General features: G+C 35.1%; 20 protein-coding genes. 3 read left to right on the top strand and 17 right to left on the bottom strand.

The genetic code is table 11. The features are described from left to right. Nucleotides 1-308: 308 nt before the first annotated feature. Entirely contained in the window at nucleotides 309-2,693 is a 2,385-nt protein-coding gene (locus tag Ana3638_RS22055; RefSeq protein ID WP_161839952.1) for a GH36-type glycosyl hydrolase domain-containing protein, read from the bottom strand. A gap of 441 nt (nucleotides 2,694-3,134) precedes the next feature. Here Ana3638_RS22055 and Ana3638_RS22060 point away from each other — a divergent pair, with 441 nt between their 5' ends. Together Ana3638_RS22060 and Ana3638_RS22065 are read left to right on the top strand one after the other, a co-directional pair. After that, nucleotides 3,135-3,791, top strand: coding sequence for a redox-sensing transcriptional repressor Rex (locus tag Ana3638_RS22060; protein ID WP_161839953.1), 657 nt, complete (start codon nucleotides 3,135-3,137; stop codon nucleotides 3,789-3,791). A 21-nt stretch (nucleotides 3,792-3,812) separates the two neighbouring features. Beyond that, nucleotides 3,813-4,751, top strand: coding sequence for a LysR family transcriptional regulator (locus Ana3638_RS22065; RefSeq protein WP_161839954.1), 939 nt, complete (start codon nucleotides 3,813-3,815; stop codon nucleotides 4,749-4,751). 444 nt (nucleotides 4,752-5,195) lie between these two features. Here the strand turns inward: Ana3638_RS22065 and Ana3638_RS22070 are convergent, their stop codons facing one another. The 4 genes from Ana3638_RS22070 to Ana3638_RS22085 all read right to left on the bottom strand — a co-directional run bounded on the left by Ana3638_RS22070 (nucleotide 5,196) and on the right by Ana3638_RS22085 (nucleotide 9,129). After that, the gene (locus Ana3638_RS22070) at nucleotides 5,196-6,638 is read right to left on the bottom strand and encodes a response regulator transcription factor (protein WP_161839955.1); all 1,443 of its coding nucleotides are present in this window, start codon (nucleotides 6,636-6,638) and stop codon (nucleotides 5,196-5,198) included. Between the two features lie 5 nt (nucleotides 6,639-6,643). Then, entirely contained in the window at nucleotides 6,644-7,420 is a 777-nt protein-coding gene (locus Ana3638_RS22075; protein WP_161839956.1) for a sensor histidine kinase, read from the bottom strand. A 38-nt stretch (nucleotides 7,421-7,458) separates the two neighbouring features. After that, on the bottom strand, nucleotides 7,459-8,385 hold the full coding sequence (locus Ana3638_RS22080) for a hypothetical protein (RefSeq protein ID WP_161839957.1): 927 nt from the start codon (nucleotides 8,383-8,385) through the stop codon (nucleotides 7,459-7,461). A gap of 75 nt (nucleotides 8,386-8,460) precedes the next feature. Beyond that, nucleotides 8,461-9,129 carry a cobalamin-dependent protein gene (locus Ana3638_RS22085; RefSeq protein WP_330587741.1) on the bottom strand — a complete coding sequence of 223 codons (669 nt, stop codon included), beginning with the start codon at nucleotides 9,127-9,129 and terminating at the stop codon, nucleotides 8,461-8,463. A gap of 307 nt (nucleotides 9,130-9,436) precedes the next feature. On the opposite strand from Ana3638_RS22085, the gene Ana3638_RS22090 reads away from it, so the two are divergent. Continuing rightward, a complete protein-coding gene (locus tag Ana3638_RS22090; RefSeq protein ID WP_161839958.1) occupies nucleotides 9,437-10,690 on the top strand; it encodes a PocR ligand-binding domain-containing protein in 1,254 nt (417 codons plus the stop codon). A 1-nt stretch (nucleotide 10,691) separates the two neighbouring features. Here Ana3638_RS22090 and Ana3638_RS22095 read toward each other — a convergent pair whose 3' ends face one another. The 12 genes from Ana3638_RS22095 to Ana3638_RS22145 all read right to left on the bottom strand — a co-directional run bounded on the left by Ana3638_RS22095 (nucleotide 10,692) and on the right by Ana3638_RS22145 (nucleotide 22,432). Further along, nucleotides 10,692-12,068: a uroporphyrinogen decarboxylase family protein gene (locus Ana3638_RS22095; RefSeq protein ID WP_161839959.1), complete on the bottom strand. Its 1,377-nt coding sequence runs from the start codon at nucleotides 12,066-12,068 to the stop codon at nucleotides 10,692-10,694. Beyond that, nucleotides 12,031-12,951, bottom strand: a complete 921-nt coding sequence (locus Ana3638_RS22100; protein ID WP_161840664.1) for a GTP-binding protein — start codon at nucleotides 12,949-12,951, stop codon at nucleotides 12,031-12,033. Before Ana3638_RS22100 ends, Ana3638_RS22095 begins: the two co-directional genes overlap by 38 nt. Beyond that, nucleotides 12,948-13,076 (bottom strand): GTP-binding protein, encoded by a 129-nt coding sequence (locus tag Ana3638_RS27175; protein WP_408609484.1) that lies wholly within the window; start codon nucleotides 13,074-13,076, stop codon nucleotides 12,948-12,950. Before Ana3638_RS27175 ends, Ana3638_RS22100 begins: the two co-directional genes overlap by 4 nt. 629 nt (nucleotides 13,077-13,705) lie before the next feature. Further along, nucleotides 13,706-14,803, bottom strand: a complete 1,098-nt coding sequence (locus tag Ana3638_RS22110) for a hypothetical protein (RefSeq protein WP_161839961.1) — start codon at nucleotides 14,801-14,803, stop codon at nucleotides 13,706-13,708. A 190-nt stretch (nucleotides 14,804-14,993) separates the two neighbouring features. Continuing rightward, nucleotides 14,994-15,242: a hypothetical protein gene (locus tag Ana3638_RS22115; RefSeq protein ID WP_161839962.1), complete on the bottom strand. Its 249-nt coding sequence runs from the start codon at nucleotides 15,240-15,242 to the stop codon at nucleotides 14,994-14,996. Then, the gene (locus tag Ana3638_RS22120) at nucleotides 15,239-16,960 is read right to left on the bottom strand and encodes an alpha-galactosidase (protein ID WP_161839963.1); all 1,722 of its coding nucleotides are present in this window, start codon (nucleotides 16,958-16,960) and stop codon (nucleotides 15,239-15,241) included. Before Ana3638_RS22120 ends, Ana3638_RS22115 begins: the two co-directional genes overlap by 4 nt. Nucleotides 16,961-16,979: 19 nt before the next feature. Beyond that, on the bottom strand, nucleotides 16,980-17,312 hold the full coding sequence (locus Ana3638_RS22125) for a cupin domain-containing protein (protein ID WP_161839964.1): 333 nt from the start codon (nucleotides 17,310-17,312) through the stop codon (nucleotides 16,980-16,982). A 75-nt stretch (nucleotides 17,313-17,387) separates the two neighbouring features. After that, nucleotides 17,388-19,100: an amylo-alpha-1,6-glucosidase gene (locus Ana3638_RS22130; protein ID WP_161839965.1), complete on the bottom strand. Its 1,713-nt coding sequence runs from the start codon at nucleotides 19,098-19,100 to the stop codon at nucleotides 17,388-17,390. A gap of 58 nt (nucleotides 19,101-19,158) precedes the next feature. Next, nucleotides 19,159-19,566 (bottom strand): carbohydrate ABC transporter permease, encoded by a 408-nt coding sequence (locus Ana3638_RS25500; RefSeq protein WP_246240504.1) that lies wholly within the window; start codon nucleotides 19,564-19,566, stop codon nucleotides 19,159-19,161. A 23-nt stretch (nucleotides 19,567-19,589) separates the two neighbouring features. Further along, on the bottom strand, nucleotides 19,590-19,985 hold the full coding sequence (locus Ana3638_RS25505) for a carbohydrate ABC transporter permease (protein WP_246240507.1): 396 nt from the start codon (nucleotides 19,983-19,985) through the stop codon (nucleotides 19,590-19,592). Further along, entirely contained in the window at nucleotides 19,985-20,896 is a 912-nt protein-coding gene (locus tag Ana3638_RS22140) for a carbohydrate ABC transporter permease (RefSeq protein WP_246240510.1), read from the bottom strand. Before Ana3638_RS22140 ends, Ana3638_RS25505 begins: the two co-directional genes overlap by 1 nt. 99 nt (nucleotides 20,897-20,995) lie before the next feature. Next, nucleotides 20,996-22,432 carry an ABC transporter substrate-binding protein gene (locus tag Ana3638_RS22145; RefSeq protein ID WP_161839966.1) on the bottom strand — a complete coding sequence of 479 codons (1,437 nt, stop codon included), beginning with the start codon at nucleotides 22,430-22,432 and terminating at the stop codon, nucleotides 20,996-20,998. Between the last annotated feature and the right edge of the window lie 483 nt (nucleotides 22,433-22,915).

A 22,915-nucleotide genomic window follows, 5' to 3' on the forward strand; every position in this document is an offset into this window, starting at 1 on the left:
AAAAGTACCATGTTTTTCCTATCAATAAAAATTCATAGAGGTATTAAAGGTTTAATCGGAGTTTCTATCGTGTAAGCATAAATTTACAATCTAACATCATAACTTTCACGCCTACATCATAGATATTGATCCACAAAATCATAACTAGCCTACCTCTTTTACCTCATCCAATTCTTCTGCCTTTAAATTCAAAGAGAAGATTGTTTAAGCTACTGTAATATACTGAACAACGTTAAAATTACCATCTTTTTATATTATAATAGAGAAATGAAATTTCATAGTCTGAGGAGAAAGAGCGTTGCAGCCTTCTATTCCAAGACCGGCATTTTAACCAATACTTTATATACCATATCCTTTTTTACATCTTTGACAATACCGCCGTCTGCTAACTTGCCGTCTACATAAACTTCCGTTGCCTCAATTCCGGATTCCCTTTTTATTTCAATCTGAAGTTCTGCTCCTCTGAAATTACGGATAACACTTGCTTCCTGCCAATGGGATGGTAGTTTTGGATTAATGCTTAGCCCGTCTTTTATTCCCTTTAATCCAAACAAACCATCCGTCAGGCAGCGGTAATACCAGGATATAGTTCCGGTATTAAATAAATGGCTGGAACGTCCGGCGGTACGCGGGAATTGTCTGTAAGCTCCACGATAATAATTTGGTATAAATACTGGTAACTGTCCTCTTCTGATGATATCTTCCATATCCGGTCCCGGAAGCATCTTACGGAGTAAACGGTAAGCATTATCATTTTCCCCTACGGTATACAAGGCATAGATATAAAAGGCGGCGGCATGATTATAAACCGCACCGTTTTCTGCTGTTCCCGGATGTTTCTGGGTTACACGTCCAACATCTTCACGCATGGATGTATAAGAAGGTGCCAGTTTTTCAACACCATAAGGAGTTTCAAGCTGCTCTGCTACGGATTTTAATATTTTCTCTTTCTTGCTTTCATCTGCTGCTTTGCATAATAAAGACCACCCCTGGGGATTAATAAATATCTTTCCTTCTTTATCTTTACTGATACCAAAAACCACATTGTCATCCGTTATACCACGGCCGTACCATTCTCCATCCCATAAATATTTATTGATTATTTTGTTAGACTTATCAGCCTCTAAGCGGAACTCACTGCTAACCAAACTTCTGCCGTTTTGTTCACAGATATCAGCCCAGATAATAAAAGCATAGGCAGAAGCCATAGTAAGCCAGCCGGATACACCTTTTCCTTTATACCCTACCATATTCATAGGGTCACACCAGTCACCCTGTTTAATATAATTAAGGCCTCGGCCATCACGGTCACTGATTAACCAGCGCATTGCCCTGTCGATATGCTCGTTAACAGTCACTTTTTCCTTATTATCTGCAAATGGCACTAATTCATTTAAAATAGTAGAATCCCCTGTTTCTTCCAGGTATGCTCCGATACAAATCGGAAGCCATACGCAATGATCCGTATGGGGAACCTGGTTAATGTACTTTAATTCCGCATCTTTGTGTAAAAGAATACCATCCGGCATTGCACCGTTTTCATTCTGCTGGCTTAAAGCATGAAGAAAGGCAGCTCTTGCAATTTGGGGTTTAATATAACTCATACCCATATTATCCTGCAGGTAATTTCTGGTCTGAGGGTCAGTCGTAAGCCGGTTGGTAATGCCGTGGTAATACATTTGTCTTGGCAGCCAGTGATTTACAAAGTTATCAAGATCCTGATCCGGTGTATTTATCTGAATACATCCTTTTCCTTCCGCTATATAATCCGCATACTCTTTTTCAGCCAGGCGGAAACCGTCCTTGCCATTTTGGTCCTTATCTAAGAAATATTTAAAACGGATAGAATCAATCTCTTTCTCATCCTTGGCAGGGCCGAATAGGAAACGGTATTCCTTTTCCTCACCCGGTTTCATATCTAACTTATATTGAAAAACACAGACCGGCATCTCATATCTGGAATCCCCTTTTGCTAATTCCTCTTCCAGCACCGCAGACGGCATTGTAATACCGCCCTCTCCCTCAAACGCTTCTTCACTGACTTCCCAGGAATATGGCTTTTCTTCTGCTAAAAGATATGTCTTATCACTGAAATTCTTTATTGTTGCATAATCCTGATATTTCTGATAAGGTGAAACGGAAGAACATACAATGCTTTGTAACTCTTCGTTATATTCACCGCTTTGGTTCATCCAGGACATGTACCCTACTGTAAAATATGGATAAATACTTATTTTTCGATTCTGTTTTGACAGATTGATAACTTTTACCCGCCACATCTCTGCTACATCAGCTTTGGGCAGACTGAGACTCATTTCAATTACAATGTCTCCGCTTTGCACTCTCCATTTGATATCATGTTTACCTACTGAAAATTTATACTGATCCGGTAGTTTACGCACTGGTTCATAAGGTGCTGAAAAAACTTCACCGCTAACCTCATCTTTCACAAAAACAAACCGGCCGGGATGATTGATATAATACGGCTGCTCCGGCTGCATAAAGGATTTTGCCTCCATATTAGGGCCATGAGAGTATTTTGCAGGTTCCGGCTGCATAAACTGTGCCACTGCATAACCCCTGCAATTCACCTGAATCATCATCTTTTCATTCCATAAAAACCCGGTTGCCTTAGGTAGGCTTGTGGGACTGGTTAGTTCATAATAATTATTGTCTTCTGTTGCTCCAATCATAATATTCCTCCATTCCTGCATTTGATTTTTGTGTGTCTTAAATTATGTGCCGGTAATTAGGCAGATACACAAAATTAATAGTTTCGAAAGCGCTTTCTGTTTAAAGCCGATTTCTTTTTTTGTTACCATTTGGTAATTATTTGCAAACCTCAAATTTTTTATATTATAACAAATTTATATCAAATTGTATACCGTTTGAATGAATGAAACAAAATATCATTAAAAATAAGTAAAAAATGAGTATTAAAAATAAACACTAAAATTCTTTCTGTTCCCAGCCTATTTCACAAGGAATGATTGACAGAAACTCAAATCAGCATTATAATATCGATATTCGGATACTGATATATTCAAAAAGTATTAGTGAAAGAAAATATAGTTAAGAAAAGGATGCCGTATAAGATTTTATAATCTATTTTTCTGGCAGTGGGACTGTAAAATATGAACGATTTTAACGATTCCCCCATTTCAATTTCAACACAGGCATTGGAGCGTATGCCTTATTATCTTCAACATTTAAAGCAGCTTCAAAAAGAAGGGATTACCGTCATTGCCTCACCTGCAATTGCAGCAGATCTTTCCTTGAATGAAGTTCAGGTAAGAAAGGATTTAGCCGCTGTCAGCACTTCCAAAGGAAAGCCCAAATCCGGATTTATCATATCCGATTTGATTTATAATATGGAAAATATATTGGGATACCATAATGTGAAAGATGCTGTTTTAGTAGGTGCCGGTTACCTTGGCAGTGCACTTCTTTCCTATAAAGGATTTGATAGCTGCGGAATGCATATCGTTGCAGCTTTTGATATTGACGATACGATTGTAGGCACCGAACTATGCGGTAAAAAAGTCTTACCGGTTAATAAGTTAAGCGGAATGTGCAGACGTATGAATATTCATATCGGTATTATCGCAGTACCGGAAGACCAGGCTCAGACAGTATGTGATCAACTTGTTGCCGGCGGCATTCTGGCAGTCTGGAATTTTGCCCCGGTTCATTTAAATACACCGGAAACCATTATGGTAAAGAATGAAAATATGGCTGCTTCTCTGGCTATTTTATCAAAACACCTACAGGAAAAAATAAAACAATCGTAAATTAAATGGAGGTACACAGATTTGAACACATTATATTTTAAGTATGCTGTTGAAGTTGAACGCTTAGGATCTATTACTCAGGCGGCAGACAACCTCTATATGGCTCAGCCTAACTTAAGCAAAGCAATCAAAGAACTGGAGGACAGTCTTGGTATCTCCATCTTTAAGAGGACCTCAAAAGGGGTTATCCCCACTGGGAAAGGTGCGGAATTTTTAAGATATGCTAAAAATATATTAGCTCAGATGGATAAAATAGAAGCATTAAACACTTCTGAAGAGTCAGGAAAGCAATGCATCAATATCTCCATCCCACATGGAAGCTATATTGCAAAAGGCTTAACCAGCTTTGTTTCCGAGTTAGACCAGGATAAAGAGATCGTCATTAATATTAAAGAAACCAATTCCATGGAGGCAATTAATAATATAATATACGATAAATTTGATTTGGGGATTATCAGGTATCAATGTATTTATGAAAATTACTTTTTTAATTATCTTGCAGAAAAAGATTTCAGTTATGATCTCATATGGGAATATGAATATCTGGCTGTAATGTCAAAGAATCACCCTTTAGCGTCCTTAAAAGATATTCATTATGGGGAATTAAGCAAATTCATGGAAATCACCCACGGAGATATTTCTGTTCCTTATATTACCGGTGGTGACACGAAAAAGATCAAAGAACCCAATCCATTAAAAAAGAGAATCTATGTTTATGAACGCTGCAGTCAGTTTGACCTGCTCTCCCATATTCCAACCACATTTATGTGGGTATCACCGATTCCGGAGGATTTACTGGAGCGTTACGGCCTCATTCAAAGAAAGTGTTATGTACCCAATCACCAATATAAAGACGTCCTTATCTACCCAAAGGGTTATAAATTCACTCCACTTGATAAAAAATTAATCGATAAAATTTATGAAGCTAAAAATGAAGTAGCTTTTCGTGAGTATTGTTAAATTTAAAGGCATGTTAAGAATAACTTCTATCGCTCTGATTTTAGAATTCTGTTTTTTCACAACACTTTTCATATACATTAAAATAATGCAGATTACTTTATTATTAATCCATTCAGAGACCGTTTGCCGCCATCGGTACTTAGGTTGTGGCAGAATCACTTATCTGCCACGACCTTATGTACCGCTATGTGCGGCAACCGAGTGAGAACGTGTCTCTGTTGGATAATAATCACACGCTATTTTGATACCCTAAAATGTGATAAACATCCCTAACCGGAAGAAACACGCTTTGCGAGTTTCTTCGGTTCGCGTGCGCGTTCGAATTATTGCAAGCAAGCTTGCTAATTCTCACTTTGCTTTCGCGGAATGAAAAAGGGCCCGCATTTAGTGCGACAGCCCTTTTTTTACTTTGATACACCAAAAAAAACTCAAAATTACACCGGATTAGAATAAAATTTGTTTTCGGTAATCACTAGGAGAAATTTTGAACTCTTTGCGGAATACTTTTGCAAAGTAATTATTATCATAATATCCAACCTGCTCAGCAACATCTGTAATAGGCATTTGAGTTTTCTCTAAGTATTCCTTTGCTTTTATTAAACGAATATATTCCAGGTATTTTACTACGGTCATGTTTTCCTTTTTCTTAAAATAATGTGACAGATAGCTGGGAGAAATATAAAATTGTTTTGCCAAATCATTCAGAGAAATATTCTCATTAAAGTGATTCTGTAAGTAAATACAGATTTCGGTAGATAAATCCTTTGTTTTCTTAATTTTATTTATATCCTCGATTAATTTCTCACCCATACTGCATAAAGAATTTGTAATTTGCTGGTAAGTGTATTTGACCAAAGCAAATGGAAGCATACCTCTATTAACATTTTCCGGAACATGCAAATCATTTTTGTTATATTGATTTATTATAAATAAGATAACCTGTTGATAATAGGCATTCAGTTGAACGGTATTCTGAGTTTTATATATCTCATCCATTCTGCTGCAGATCTGTTTATGTAAAATTTCGGTATTTCCATGTTCCACTGCATAGTTAAGGATTTCCAGATTTTCCACCTTATATTTTTTCTCCTGATTCGTATTGATACATATATATTCACATCTCCGAAAAAATCTAAGGTTAAGTGTGCATTCAATATTATGCATTACCTGCTCAAAATTATCCTGGTTCAGATATTGACTGATAAATATTCCTTCATTTTTCCTATTAAAGTTTTTACTTACTTTTACCAATTTTTCATTCATAATATACTTATTGGAAAAGTAAAAAAGGCTTAGTGACTTTTCGTCTTTAAATAGAATTCTCTCTAAATTACTGATCTTTTTAAGATTTAAATATAAATCCGCAGCCTCATAACTATTAATAAAATTATTATTCTGACAGCTGTATACAAGAAGTATAGTCCCGTTAAGTACTTCGCCTGATAAACTCTCTTTAAATTCATCACAGTATATGTCTTCTTTGCATGATAGTAAATTCTCTGATTTTTCTTTATTTAATAAATCAATGGCCTTTTTTAAAATTTCCTCAAATTCTTCCGTAACAATCGGTTTTTGAATATAATCAAAAACGGAAAATTGTATTGCCTGTCTCATAAACTTAAAATCACTGTATCCGCTGATAATAATAAATTTAGTCTTGTTATTAGGGTCTTCTTTTGCTTCTTTAATAAATTGAAACCCATCTTTGTCAGGCATATTAATATCCACTAAGAAGATATCCGGGCTATATTTATAATAAAGTTCTAATGCTTCGTCTCCATTACTGGCAAATCCTTTAATTTCGATATCATAGGAAAATGCTATAATTCTTGCTTCCAAACTTTTTTGAACGTAATATTCATCTTCTGCTATACAAATTGAATACATCGTTATCACTCCCTAATAGGTATCCGTATTTCAGTTTTTGTTCCATAATGTAAATTGGTTTCCATCATAAAATCACATTCATTTCCATACTGTAGAAAAAGCCGGTAACATGTATTCATAATACCGATATGTCCGGAATATTGTACCTTTTGTCCGCTTTTTATTCGTTTGATTTTATCCTGCAGCTCCAAGAAATCTTCCTCTGGAATGCCATCGCCGTTATCAATAATATCAACATATAATTGATATTCCATTTTTTTAATAACAATGGTTAAATTATTATCTATTGGTTTTTCCCTAAAACCATGCTTAATGGAATTTTCAACAATAGGATGAATTATAAATTTTAAAATGGATAAGTTCATTACTTCATCATCTATCTCGTAGGAAACTGTCAGTTTTCCATTTCTGCATTGAATAATAGCCAAGTAATTCTTAACGTAGGACAATTCTTCTTTTAGTGATACAAAGTCTTCATCTCCCATATCATATCGATACATTTTTCCAAGCATTTCGCAGAAACGAACTGCTTTCATTTCCTGGCCTGACAGTATCATACCATTCATTATTTCAAGTGTATTACATAAAAAATGAGGATTGATCCGCTGCTGTAAAATTTTAAGTTCAGCCTCCTGCCTCAGTTTGTCTTTCATCCTGTTCTGCTGTATCAGATTCGATAATGCGGTTGACATTTCATTAAAACCATCGATCATCTGTCCGATTTGATCATTATAACGATTTGGTATTGTGATTCCAAACTGATTATTCCTTATTTTCTTCATGGCATTTGTACATAGGACTATGGGCTCAGTTAAATATCTTAAAAAAGAAGGGATATAATAAGTAAAATAATTACAACCGGCGGCAAAATAAGAAAGGCATAAATATATTTGCTGAAAGTATCAAATAAAGGCCTGTTCTTTTTAAAAATCCAAACATTCCAATGACCATTCATTAATGTATTTTTATATACTATATACCCATCTTTCTTAATTACTTTATCTGCCATTTCTTGATTTAGGATTCCGGTAATATCATCTGTATTGTCAAAATTGGACAGCACATAGTTACCATATTCATCTCTAATGATAATATATTCATCAACCGATGCTGCTTCCCGCAAAAAATCAAACTGATTATATCCCAGATTTACAGCATAATAACCAAGTAACTTAAAATTATAAATACTGTTTACAAGATAATAGACAGAGATAGACCTTTTCACCGTATTGTTAGTAAATAATCCACCTCCCGAATAATCAATATATTTATGATCTTTAAGTAATTTTCCATACCACGCCTCGTGTGTAATACTGTAGCCATTTTTCAGCTTAAAACTATTATTATTCTTTACGAATTTATTGTCCTTTGAAATGATGACACAATTCATATCATTATTAATGGTCGAAATGCTATTTAAAAAGTGTGTAGCATTTGCTTTATATAACTGATAATCTGCCTCAGAAGAAAACATAGTTTTGCTCAGCAGCTGCTGTGCCCACTTACTGCATACCACCGTATAGGAAGTCATAAACTGTTCATTCATAAATGTGTCCAATAAATCTTCTGCCCTATGATAATCTGCAGTCAATAATGCTTTGGTATCCCGAATCTCACGCCGGCTGAAAATAAAAGTAATAACAGTAAAACAAAGGATAAATATGATAGTAAAAGTGAATAAAGCTAAATATGTAAATTTCCAATTTAAATTTAGCTCCTTTTTATTATTCCTGACTCTTTTCATCATATAATTAGTACCCTTCTTTCAGTAATTAGCCAGCTGTTAAGTTTTATTTTCCATGGTAAAAGATGAATTATGAATTTATTTATTTTTAAAGTTGAGTTTGTAACGCACTTCGCATAGTAATCGCTTTTTTAGCAGTCTCCGCTGCAGTGGCTGCATCCGGAGTATAAAAATCTGCTCCGATTTGTTTTGCATAATTATCATTAACCGGTGCACCGCCAACCATAACAATGTATTTATCCCGGATACCTTTTTTATAAGTATGTCAATGATATCTTTCATATTGGACATTGTTGTTGTAAGTAAAGCAGACATGCATATAATATCGGCATCTTCTTCTTCCGCCTTATTAACAAACACTTCAGCATCAACATCTATTCCTAAGTCTATGATTTGAAACCCTGCACCTTTTAGCATCATAGAAACAAGATTTTTTCCTATATCGTGCAAATCGCCTTTAACTGTTCCAATTACAGCTTTTCCCAATGGTTGATTCCCAATTTCTGCCAATATAGGTTCAAGGAGCGAAAGTCCGGCATTCATAGCTCTGGCTGCGACCAGGACTTCCGGTACAAAAACTTCATTATTTTTAAATTTTTCGCCAATACAGGACATACCAGCAAGTAATCCCTCATTTAATATTTTTTTTGGATTCTCTCCTTCATCCAGTAATTGTTGTACTAATACTTTTACCTGTTTCGCTTTTCCTTTTTGTAATGCAGTTGAAATCTCCTCAATAATAGTCATATTTAAGTCCTCCTTTTGTATTTAACGTACCAGACACACCTGGGCATTTTTTTTGTTAAAGTTCAGGTAATTATTTGTATATTCATCCCATTTTATATATAAATAAATATTTGACAATTAAAATACTAAGCCACAAAACTTTGGATTGATAACACCTGATATTTGATAGATTATATAAGTAATTATATAATTTTTTAAAAAATCTTTGTGTATTAATTTTAGGTTTCATGTATTTATTTCAGGTATTTTGTGCTATTATTATAGTATTACATATAATGACTTAATTTTATATTGGATGGTGTAAGAAATGCAACAGCCTTTAATGTATTCCTTTGTAGAAAAAAAGCAATTAAATGAGATGATGGTGACTTTCCAGGAATGCCTGGATTTACCAATCCAGGTTATTGACGATCAGGGTCTAATTTTACAGTCTTGCGGTAAATTGAACTTTTTTTGCAGCAAGTTTCAGCACTATTTACCTATGGATGATACTTGTGAAAAGCTACATATTAATGCCAGTAAAAAAGCAATAAATTTAGGAGAAACCTATATTTTCTCCTGTCATGCAAACTTAAATCATATCGTGTTCCCATTACTGAACAACAAAGTTTTTCTGGGTTCCATTTTAGTAGGACCTTTTCTTATGGATTATCCTGATTCAATCCTGTTTCAGGATATAGCGAAACGCTATCAGATTCCAACAAGTAATCTTTTGGATTTGTATGATGAAGCCAGAAATATAAAAATACTTACCCCAAAATTGGTAACCCAGGTCAGCAAGTTATTATATTATCTGTTTTCTAATCTTATAACAGAGAGTAAGCAGCAGTTAATTATGAATAAAGGGAAATTATATCAACAGGCTAAAATAAATGAATCCATTCAGATGTATAAGTTTAATAAGACGGAATCCGATACTCTTTATCCTTATGAGAAAGAAAAAGAACTGCTTACAAAAGTGAGAACTGGCAATATTCAGGATGCCAAGGGAGTTTTAAATGATTTACTGGGTTATGTTTTTTTCTCAGCCGGCAGCAGCCTTGATATAATAAAATCACGTGCCGTTGAACTGTGTTCTCTTTTGTCACGGGCTGCAATAGAAGGCGGGTCACCTTCAGATACTATATTAAAAATAAATAATAATTTTATAAAAACACTACAACAGATTACCAGTTTTGATAACTTATGCTTTAAGTTACAAGAAATCGTGGAAGCATTTATGGAATCCATGTTTATATCTGTACCCACGAAACAGAATGAAATCACAAAAAAAGCGATCAATTTTATAGCAAAAAATTTTGCAGATGATATTACACTTGAAAATGTGGCAGAACATGTCCATCTAAACCCTTCTTATTTTTCCACCATATTTAAGCAGTACACGGGTTCATCCTTTAAAGAGTATTTAAACATGGTAAGGATTGAAGAAAGTAAACGGCTGCTTGCCAATACGGATTACTCTATCATTGACATAGCAGTCGCTACTGGTTTTGATAATCAAAGTTATTTTTCTAAGGTTTTTAAGAAATATACCGGTTTATCACCGAGACAATACCGATAATTTAGTTTTCACCGGTTAAATATTTATTCCTTTTCAGATCTGCCGCTGCCTTAAAACATGCAGTTAACTCAGTATTATCCGGAAGAATACTGACATACTTTATAATGCCGTCCACAACGATAGTGGGTACGTTTGTTGCTCCTAATTTAAGCATACAGGCTATACCCTCCTTTTGTTTAATTTTATGTTCAATTACCTTTACTTTGTCTCCTAACGGCAAAGCTGATGTTAACACAGCTTCCATTGTGTATTGGCAAGCGGCACAGCTCTCTGAATCAAGTGTAATACAATCCACAATTACCTGCTTTTCATTTGAATAGTCGGGAAGTTCATAGTCTGTAATATTAAGAACTTCATTCTCATCAAAAATATCAGTCATATTACCCAGGACTGTACTGGTAATTGCTTTAACATTCTCTATAGGAGTAGCATAAGGCATGTCACAACCCGGTGATAAAATAAATCCTTTTGTTCCACCAATAGTCATACAGTTCTTTGCATCATTTACATTATCCATTCTTGACCCGAATAACATGGTGAGGGTCAATTTAATATTGCCTCCTACAGATACACCATAAGGTTTGCAGGTCTCAATAACATATTCCAGCGGAATATTCTCATCAATAGAGATATTGTCCGGCTTAGTCCTGCACATTACTTCAATATTGCGTTTTGCATTACCGCAGACAAAAAAAGAGGATCCCTTTTTCTGTTCCCTGATATATTCCATTACAGAACTTACATAGGGCGTTACAAATTCATCAAAATTATCCGGTGAGATCTGGGATGTCATAGGATCGACAACTGCAATAATATCACACCCGGCTTCCATATACATTCTGGCAGTATTAATACATACCTTTTTACAAAATTCCATTAAACTTTTCACATCATCCGGCTCATCTAACATTTCATAGAAAATTTCTGTACCTTTTAAATGAAGAGCCAGGGTAAAAGGACCGGTAATCAGACCATAAATTGCAATTTTCTCTCCCAAAGCCTTAACAATTCTCCTGGTTGCTTCCAAAGCGACAGGGAACCTGCCGTCTTTCTCTGTAGGGACTTTGAGGTCTTTAAGTTGAACGCCTTCCTCCAGTATATGACTTGATACTGCCGGCGGATTATCCTTAGCGTAGATTAATTTGCACCCCATAGCTTCTGCTTCTAGCTGCAAATCAAATAAAGCCGGCAGTCCATCCGGCTGATACAGTTCATAAGCCCTGGTTACACCCTTAACGATAAGATCTGCATTCTTAAAATATTCTTCTGTGTCAGCATTAATTAAGCTCGCTGCATGACATCCAACAAAAGGTACCCATGGAATTCTCTCTACCTCTTTGTTATAGAGAGCATCTAATACTAACTGTTTTGAATTCATGACTACTTCTCCTTTTCTTTTGTATATTAATCTGGCATCCATCAAAATCATTATAAATCATGGGCTTTTTATCAAATACTGATTCCCAGGCATTCAGGATTTCTTTTTTAAAACCTGCTGTATTCTTCCCTACAATTGCTAATTTACTTGTAGTAAGTATATCCTTAATTCCAGGTTCTGCTTCAAATATTTTGACATCACCATCTACGACATCTACCTGCCACCAACCGTTGTTGCTTTTTTTCATAAATCCTTTTATTCGAAAGGAATAATTTTCTATAATCTGTATGAATTTTTTAATTTTTTCTTCCATAAATATCTCGTCACTTTCCAAAGAATACGTAGCCGGGCGATTGCTGGTCCGGTTGCTGGTTTCACCGAGATATCCGTTATCAATCAGCTTTTCCTCCAGAACAGGTATTGGTACTTCAGAATATATGGTTTTATAAATAAATGCAGATAAATTAATCCCATGAATCTTTTTTTCAATTTCCATAACCATAGACTGGTCTGCCTTATCTATTTTATTAATAATGATAAAGTTACTGGAAGCAATTTGATTCTGTACAGGTGCTAATACCCGTACAAGTTTTAAGAAGTTTACACTGTCTACAATACAGACTGCACCTTTATAGTTCAAAGACCTGTATGTCTTATTTTTCAATTCATCTAAAATCTGGTGCATATTAGAAGGATCTGCCATACCTGAATTCTCAATTAACAAAAGATCAATATCCGATTTAGAAAGTTCAATTAATGCTTTTACAAAACTTCCCTTAAGACAACTGCAGAAAATAGATCCATTATTTATCTCAATTAGCTCAATACCCTCCTTTTCAATTAATCTGCCATCAATTCCTATACTGCCGAATTCATTTATCAGAACCCAACCTTTCTACCCACCAGGTTTTTCAGCATATTTTGTAAGAAAGTAGTTTTTCCGGAACCTAAAAATCCGGAAATGAGATATAAGTCAATTTTTTTTTCCAATATATATTCCCCTTTCATAATATGAATACTCTAGATGATTTTTAAGGAGTATCCAAAGTTTTTACCAGAGTTTATATATATTATAATTAATTCACTTTTTTAACAATTGTAATAAATTTATAGTATTATTATTTTTTTAGTCTAATTACATAATCTTTAATAACTTAATACACTTTTCTTCTGTTTTTTCTTTATTTTTAACTATATATTTTATAGAAATAATATATCTTCAATATTTAAATTTATATTTACTATAACAAATCCAAAAATATTACAAATATCCAATAATAAGAAACACTATTATCTATTGTAATTATGTTTTAGTCAAAATTTATATTACATAAAAATTTTTACGAAAAAAATTGTAATTACATTTTACGCAGAAACAACGGCTGCTGACTCGTTTCAGCCAGCAGCCGTTGTTTCGTATATATTCAGTTTTAGTTCGAATAAAAATTCATCTTACCAACATCATTTGAAACAGTAATCTGTTGTAATTTAAATTCACCCGCCATAATTTCTAGCCAATTCCATCGCTATTCTTTCCCATTTAATCAAATTCTCAGGATGAAAAGCAACACTGCTTATATCCTTAAGTACTAAATCAAAAGAACAGCCGTTGCGGTAACAAGCATCAAAAATGTGTGTTAATTCACTGCGTATAGCCCTTCATCCACATTAGGTATTGCTACTGCTGCCGGATTCGCTTTGGCTGCCATAACATATTTCTTTCCAATACACTCAGCAGCGATATCAAAATCAGCCCAGGGCGTGACAGATATTTTCCTCAAGTTAGGTATTTTGGATACAATATCAATCTGATTATGCAAAGGTTCACAACACCCATAGTACACCAGCCCGAATTGTTCCATAGCCCTGCACATATAAGGAATATCAAACTCATTCCTGGCTTCTGGTGACGCAGACGCAAAAACCTGTGCTGCTCCTCTCCCCCACACATCCTTAGCTTTAAAATGTGTTCCGTCAAAATTTTTCGATGGTAAATCATCCGAATAAGCCGTGGTACTGTGTACCGTATCCTGATAACCTTCAAATAAATTTAATTCCTCATACTGACGTACTTTATCAATAAAAATTGATGTTAGTTTCTCTGCAATATCATGCATATACTCCGGACGAACCAGCAAATCAATCAGTGTATTTTCAACACCATGCAGTTGGGCAACATCATCCCAGAGAGTGTCAAATACCCAACGGTTACCGGTCAGCTTTACGGGAATAATATCACCAATCATGTTTGCAATCAGATTATAACGTCGTTCCGACTCTTCTTTATCATAAGTAATGACTTCATTATGTAAAAGTTCCAGACAGGACTCATCTTCCATCTGATCAATAAATTTATGGGAAACAATGTTATTCTCAGAATTTGTAGAAACCGTTTCTTCATTAATCTGCAATCCAATACCTGTTGTATGTATAACTTTACTAACTCCGATGAAAGGAGGGATTATCATATCGCCAGGAATATACTTCCATTTATAGAGTGTCTGCCTTATATATCTTTCTACGCTTTTAAGATATGGATCTTCGCATTGCAGGGTTAATTCACCGTTTTGATTTAGTTCGTTCCAGGGCAGTTCATCTATTAATATTACAGGGCGGACCATATGTAAGTCTACCACTGCTTTATGCAGTTCTTTCCGTTTTAGATTCATATCATCATTTGCTGCCACAGCGAACTCCCTGGACAATTTTCTTAATATTTGTTCATCATGTGTCATAGTAAGTATCAACCTCCTAATGTATTTATCAAACTTTGGGAAGCTCGCCCTATAATTTAGGCCGTTATAAAGATACTCCGTGCATCATTATCTGAAGTACTGATGCTTATCTGTATACTGCCGTTCTCTTTGCGTTCCCAGTCATTGGTTCCTATTATATTTACTTTTATGTCTGGATCTATAGGTTGCGTTAAATAGGAATAGGTCCAGACCATCTTGTAAAAATCCCAATCATCCCATTCCCGCTTTTATAATCTATTTTTTCATATATTTCCAGGTTCGACCCAATAGAACCGGTATTTACCGGATAATTTTCTACTACAGCTTTCGCAACTTTTTTATATGACTTTATAAAACTGCTTATTACATTTATCTCCTTTACGCTAAGACCTAACAAATCGCCCCATATTCCATTTCCGCCAAGTGTCATAGAAGTCATTGCGTTATTCCGGACCACAGTTGGTCCATCAGGGAAGAAATGTGCCAGAAATAGTATGGAAGGAATGAAAAATCATACAGTAAATTCTGTCTGCATATTTTTGACCTCATAACTCCCGGAAAACTAAATACATTCATAAAAGGCTCCATGAACACTTCTCTCTCATTTCCAAATAGCCGTAAATTCTGAGGTAATTCAAAATCCTTTGCATAAGGCCCATTATTAACATGAAAATACTTTCCAACAGAAAGATATCCTAAACCGACAAAACGCTTTTCTTCCGTAATATCATAATCTACTATAACATCAGGGCATAGTAATGCAACTTCTTCAACAACATGTATCATACTTAGCCCCATTTGATAGCTGTAACAATCCAGCCTTTCCTGTACCGAATTATTCTCCCCGCCATGATGGTGTTTCGTACTTTGACATCCATATTGTCCCACTGCATCCCATTTAAAATAACTGACGCCCATTTTGTGATACATATTTACCATAACCTGTATTAAATAATCAGAGTATCCCGATGCCAGACAAACCTCATAACTCTCTTCTGTTTCCCAAATATTTCCCAAGTTCCTAAAACCATTATGTTCCTCAATTACATATTCAGGATGCTCTAAAAATATTTTGGATGTTTTGGCAACCGCAATTGGATTTAACCATAATCCAAGCTTCATACCATAGGAATTCAGTTTTTCATATATTGGCGCAAGTCCCCTGGGAAAACGGTTACTATCAACTTCCCAATCACCGGTTTTTTGATACCATCCGGTATCTAATACAAAAACATCGATTCCTAATTGATGCGCCACTTCAATCTCTTTTAGCATATGTTCTTCATTCATAGCAGAAAGATAGGACTCGTTCTTAAAATTCCGGTTACGTTCTTGATTATTCCAGGTATTATAATATATATATGGAGCTCTGGAAGCATTGTGAAGACTAATATATTTTAAGATAAATTCTCTATAATATCGAAACATATCCTCCATATTACCTTCACAGACTGCAAATTCAAACCAGCAGGTCAGAAAAGGATTTTCAGAAGTAACTTTTTGACCTGAATAATAATTACCTTTTTTCGCAAGCAGCATAATGCTTAGTCCACCAAAATTTTTTATTTCAAATTCCAGATACCCGTCAGGATATTCCGCACCGTGTTCGTAAGCCATTAAAACACAATCCGTATCGCTGCATGCAAGAACTATCGGACCTACAACAGAAATTTGCTGTTTTTCAATATTGGTATTAATGGTATGCAAATATGGATGATAACTATGAACAATTGGGTTAAAATCTGCAAACTGTAATTCAGCACAGTTGTTAATATTTTTATCTATTTTAATAGATGTATAACATATGGCATCTTTACCTTTGTTTTTTGTTAAGACAACTGAGTCAGAGCTGCTTAGTTTATATCTGTATTTTATGACTGGTGAATTTGGGAATACCCTTAGCTGAACATATAAATCCAGTAACTCCCCACTCTTATATAATACTGTTATCTCTTTTCCGCCATTATTTAAATGCCTTTCATCTTCTATAGATACAAAGCGGAATTCATTTTCTCTATATTCTTTTCCATTTATTTCAAATACCGGCAGAGATAATGCATATCTCTTTTTCTTATGGGTAATTACCTCTAAAAGGTATTCATCTTTTCCATAACTTAAAATTGCATTATTTTCCAAATTGACACATAGCTCTTTCATCAAAATCCCCATATATTACTTAATTTTGATTAATGATTAGGGCTATTAATTCAATTGGTTCATTGGTACGATTGTAGACAGCATGGCCAGAACCGTGAGGTGTAACCAAAATATCCCCAACATGAGCTTCCATTTCCGTCCCGTTATCATCCATAACACAGCAGCCTTTTGCAACATAAAAAGATTCCATTTCTCCCTCATGTTCATGATAAGCTATGCTGCAACCAGGTTCAATTGTAATACGTGCATACATCCGGCCTTTATTATATAATTCTTCCGGTTCCTGCAGAAAATGCAGATGGACACCATCCTCTCCGATATGGATCCGTTGTTCTTCTATTTTATGAAACATAATATCATCCTTTCTTTCAGAATCATAAAAAGTTAACACCATACTATTAAGTTCTGAATCGACACTCAGTATAATTTATAATAAATATTCATGTGCCATAACAAGGAATACACTTGACGTCCAGGTGTAAGCTCTGTCCCTTAATCCAATTCCTGTGAGGGCATCAAAATTTTCAGCACATCCACTCTTTTGAATCATACCGCAGAACTTATTTGCTACATTCTTCACCAAATCAGTTTCACCGCATTTATAAAGTCCATCCAATAAAATCATGGTGCTTGGAGCCCAAATTGGTCCCCTCCAGTAACCATCCGGTTGATAGTATTTACTTTTAGGACTTTCTGTAGCATATCCATAATCCGTTAAGAATTTATCACTTTTTAATACTTCAATCATATTTTTACGTATTTCAGCGGGTAAACGATTTCCCAGTACAATTGATTCATAAAGTATTAAGCTGTCATTCTCAATGATTTCGTGAGTAGTATTCTTTACCGCTTTGGGAAGGCCGTTTTGAAAGCAATGTTTCAGCATAATCTGAAGCATATTTTCGGATTTAAGCTGCCACATTTCAGCTTCTTCCTCTTTCTTCAATTGCTTTGCAAGTTTTGCAAGTACTTCCATCTGTAAAATCAGAAATGCTTGTAATTCCGGCAGTTCCACCGGAGGCAAAATTCTAAAAGCAGTGGAATTATCCCACCCGGAATCATTACCGTGATTATATTCACATATACCGTCATGGTCATGATCACGGTATGAAAGCCACCAATTTGTCCACTTGGTTATTCGGTTATATGCTTCTGCTGCCTGTTCATCCGTTAATTTCATATGCTCCATCATCTTTGATAAAGCCCAGCCGTGTATCGGCGGCTTACAATAATTCCAGACAATATGTACGTCATTAACACTATCTGGTATTAATCCTGTCTTATCCTGAAAATCAAACATAAGAATAAATTGATCCCATGCCAGTTTTGCATTATTATAAGAAAGAGCTATTGCATTAAAGCAATGATCCCAGCTCCATACATTACACATCCAATTTTTTGACATATACATGGAATCTCTGGTAAGAAATCCATCCTTTCTTACAATACTGGACCAGTTTATATATGATGCTATTTCATGTTCATTTTTAAATTGATATGGAACGCTTGGCATGGATTGTGAGAAATTCAAAAAATCTCTTTCCGTTTTTTCTTTACACTCTTCATATTGAAAAGCATCGTAAATTCCGTCCCATTCTGTTTCTACTTCTTTTAAAATAATTAAGAACTTTTTATCTTTTGGTGCAAAATTTATTCTGCTGTATTCTGCACTACTTTCGTTCCAAACCTGATCTATTTCTGTTATACCTTCCTGTGCCCAAATCAAATATCTGCAATTATTTTTAAAACAATTTGCCATGTAACGGGTTTGATCCTGACCTGTTATTTCATAAATGTAATCGTATTGGGCATTATTTGTTAAAAAATCTAAAGTTAAACTTACATTTTCTCCAATACCCTTTAATAATATTGTATTTTCATCAGCAAAACATATTCTGATCTGATCCTCTTTCATTGTGATACATAGTTCCGCCGGCCTGGCTTCGCATACATATTCAACCATTTTATTATCTACCTTGGGAATCAATCTGGCAACGAAAGGTACATAAGACGAAGCATGGATTGTTCTTAAATATAATCCTGCCTCATTATTCTTTCCATGAAAATTAGCAGCATTGTCTGAAATCGCCATATAAGAACCGGATCTGCTAAATGGTATCTGCTTTAAGTCAAATTTCATTATAATATCCCCTTTTTCCGAATAAATCGTTAAAACTACTATTATATATTTTTCTGAGTCAACCTTTCAATCCAGAGAAAGATATTCCTTCTATAAAGTAGCGCTGTGCAAAGAAAAATACAATTATCATAGGAATAATGGCTACGGTTGATGCCGCCATAAGTAAATTCCAGGAACCCGTATATTGCCCAATAAATATCTGTAAACCAAGTGACATGGTTTTTAAATAATCTTTATCCAGATATAATAAAGGTCCCATAAAATCATTCCAGGTACTCATAAAAGTAAATACACCTACAGAACATAATGCCGGTTTCGCCATAGGCAGTACGATACGTGAAAAAATCACCAGATAGTTAGCCCCGTCAACCAGGGCAGCTTCATCATATTCCTTCGGAATCCCTCTTAAAAACTGACATACCAGAAAAATATTAAATGCATTTCCGAAAAATGCAGGTAAAATCAAAGGCCAGTAAGTATTATATAAACCTACGCTCTGCCAAAGAATAAACTGGGGATCATAATTACCGTATAAGGTATCATCATGGTAGAAAGAATCATTGCAAACCAGAAATTTTTTCCTTTAAAATTAAATCTTGCAAACCCAAATGCAATAAAACTGGAACTTGCAATCTGTCCGATAACATTTACTACAACCAAAAATATGGAATTTTCAAAATATCGTAAAAACGGAGCACGCTTAAATGCAAGTACAAAATTATCAAAGCTGTACGATGATGGCATCCATTGAATGGGCATCGACATAATTTCCCTATCAGACATAAATGAACTTCTTACCAGCCAAAAGAATGGAAAGATCATTATGAGCGAAAGTAAAACCAAAGCCGCCATGCTGAATTTATTACTGAGTGATTTCATTTTCATTATTTATCTCCTCCTGTTTCGTAATAAACCCACTTATTCGATGTAGAAAATATCACTAACGTTAAAGCACCGACTATAACAAATAAAATCCAGGATAATGCAGCTGCATAACCCATTCTTCCGAACTTAAATGCATTACGGTAAATTAACAAGGAAAAGAACAGACTTGAATCCGCCGGGCCGCCGTCCGTCATAATATAAGACTGGGTAAATGTCTGAAGACAGCCAATGGTAGTCATGACAACGTTATAAAAGATAATTGGTGTCATAAGCGGTATCGTTATATGACGGAATGTTTGCCTGCCCTTTGCCCCGTCAATTTTTGCTGCCTCATATAATTGGGGAGACACACCCTGGAGACCGGCCAGATAAATAATTACCGTATTTCCTGCACCCCATACGGCCATTACAGCCAGGCAGGGTATAACACTATTGGGCCCATATATAAAATTCTGGGTAGGCAGCCCCGTATTACGTAAGATACCATTTAATAAGCCATAGGTCGGATTATAAATATACATCCATATTGCAGCACTGGCTACAACCGGAACAATGGAAGGAATATAAAATATCGTCCTGGCTAAGGAGATTAACTTTACTTTCATATTCAGAAGCATGGCAACAAGAAACGAAACAGCTACAACTAACGGTACAGTTAATACAGTGTAATATGCCGTAACTTTTAAAGACTTCCAGGTTAGTTTATCACCGAAAGCTTCTGCATAGTTTTTTAGTCCGATAAATTTCATAGGTGTAATAATGTTCCAGTCCATGGTACTAATATACAGACTATAGAGCATAGGGCCCAGACTAAAACATAAAAAGCCAATAATTCCAGGAGTGATAAAAATATAACCCCATTTTAAGTTTGATTTTACCAGATTATTTTTTATAGGTTTATTTTTATTCAAAAGTACACCACCTTGTCATCTTTAATAACAGCCACTCACCTGCACTAACTTTAATGCAGGTAATGAGTGGCTATTATTATTAGTTTTTATGTAGTTATGTTATTTCCAAGAACCTTCCAGCTTAGACTTAAGTGTATCTTCCACTTCCGCCATTGTTTCTTTTGCTGATTTAGAACCCAACCAAACCAGATCCATTGCAGGCACCAGAGTCTCGTCCATGATAGTGGAAAAATTCTTTAGTGTTACATTTTCACCAACACGGGATGCACCTGTTAAAATACCGGATGAGACTTCAGCCATTGTCGGATCATAAGCTTTGTTCCAATTAGCATATTGTTCTGATGACGGATCCAGTGTTGTTTTTGTACTTGGAAGAGTTCCAATACCTACTCCTGTATCAAGAGATACTTGTACGGTATTATCAAAATCAGCCATAAAATCAAGGAATAATGCAGCTTCATCCGGATGCTCTGTTTTAGCAGACATTGAGTAAGCAGCAGACCAAACCATATTGCTGGCCGCAGCTCCGTTTGATGTAGGAATCTGGGTAATACCAACATCAAATTTTTCTTTAGTAAAGTTACCGAGCAAAAATGTTCCGCCTATAAACATACCCAGCTGTCCATTCATTAACATAGCTGATGTATCGGAAAATGCGCTGTCCATTACACCGGCCGTAGGTGCACATTGGTGAACCAGGGACAAATCTGCAATCGACTGAAGAGTATTGATAGCTGCATCAGAAGTAATATTTAGAGCATCACCGGCATCATTGGCAATTGAAGTACCGCCTGAATAAAGCAGTGGTAACCAATAAATCCAGCTGTTTGTCATAGTAGTTCCGAACTGTGTGCAGCTGTTATAATCAAATCCAGAATCTTTTGGTCCTTTTCCATTTACATCTTTTGTCATAGCAATTGCTGCATTAACATATTCATCCCATGTCCAGGGTTTTGTTGCATCAGTACCGGGAGCTTCAATTCCGGCTGTTTTAAGCATATCTTTATTATAATATAAAACGATTGTTGTGGAACCGTAATTAATACCATAAAGCGCATCGCCGCTCTTATAAAGCGCAGTATCAATCCATTTATCATCAGGATTGATATTCATTTTCTTGAACTCCGGAGCCAGGTCTGCAGATACACCGGAACTGCCCCAGTCATTAATAAGGTATTCATTTAAGTAATATACATCCGGAAGCGTATCGGCAGCTACCAATGTATTCAATTTGCTTAAATAGTCACTTTGTGCAATATAGGTAGGTTCTACATTAATATTTGGATATTTCTTTTCAAAAGCTTCAATTAATGCATTTCCCATCTCCTGTTCTGCATCTGCCCACCAGGAGTAGAAAGAAATAGTTACTTTCTCGTCGCTGCCTCCATTCGTGTTTGAATCTGCTGTTGAACTTGAAGAACCCATAGTGGCATTGGTACTGTCTTGTGTACCTTTGGAGTTACTGCATGCTGATAATGAAATTATCATAGCAGCAGACAGTAGAATGCACACAGCTTTTTTAATTGTCTTATGCATATTGTCCTTTCCTTTCTTATAAAATTCATTATTTTGTAATTTTTGTACTATCAGTTTAGCACTTTTATGGAGAACCTTATAGTAAAATTTTATTAATACAATAGTAAAATTGTGCTGTATTTTATTTATTCTTTTTTGGAGAAATAATAGCATAGACAGTTATTCCATATTAAGGTGATTCATCACCTTAGTATGATATGCCTTAGTATATCGATATTACAATACCGATATACTGATTTTTATATAACGGCACAAAATCTTAACGTTTGCTTGAATATTTTAACATACTGTCTGTTCATTAATTTTGTATGATTTTTTTATGTTAAACTATATGCATCTATATCCATTCTGGCATATCGATAACAGTATATCGATATGCCATCTTTATATTACAAGATAAAATCAGAGTTTGTTAAAATAATAACGATAAAATACAATCAACAAGATGTATCACACAGTTACGTCTTTAATAGGCATACTGTA

It is taken from the genome of Anaerocolumna sedimenticola, from assembly GCF_009931695.1.
In the GTDB taxonomy this organism is placed as follows: domain Bacteria; phylum Bacillota; class Clostridia; order Lachnospirales; family Lachnospiraceae; genus Anaerocolumna; species Anaerocolumna sedimenticola.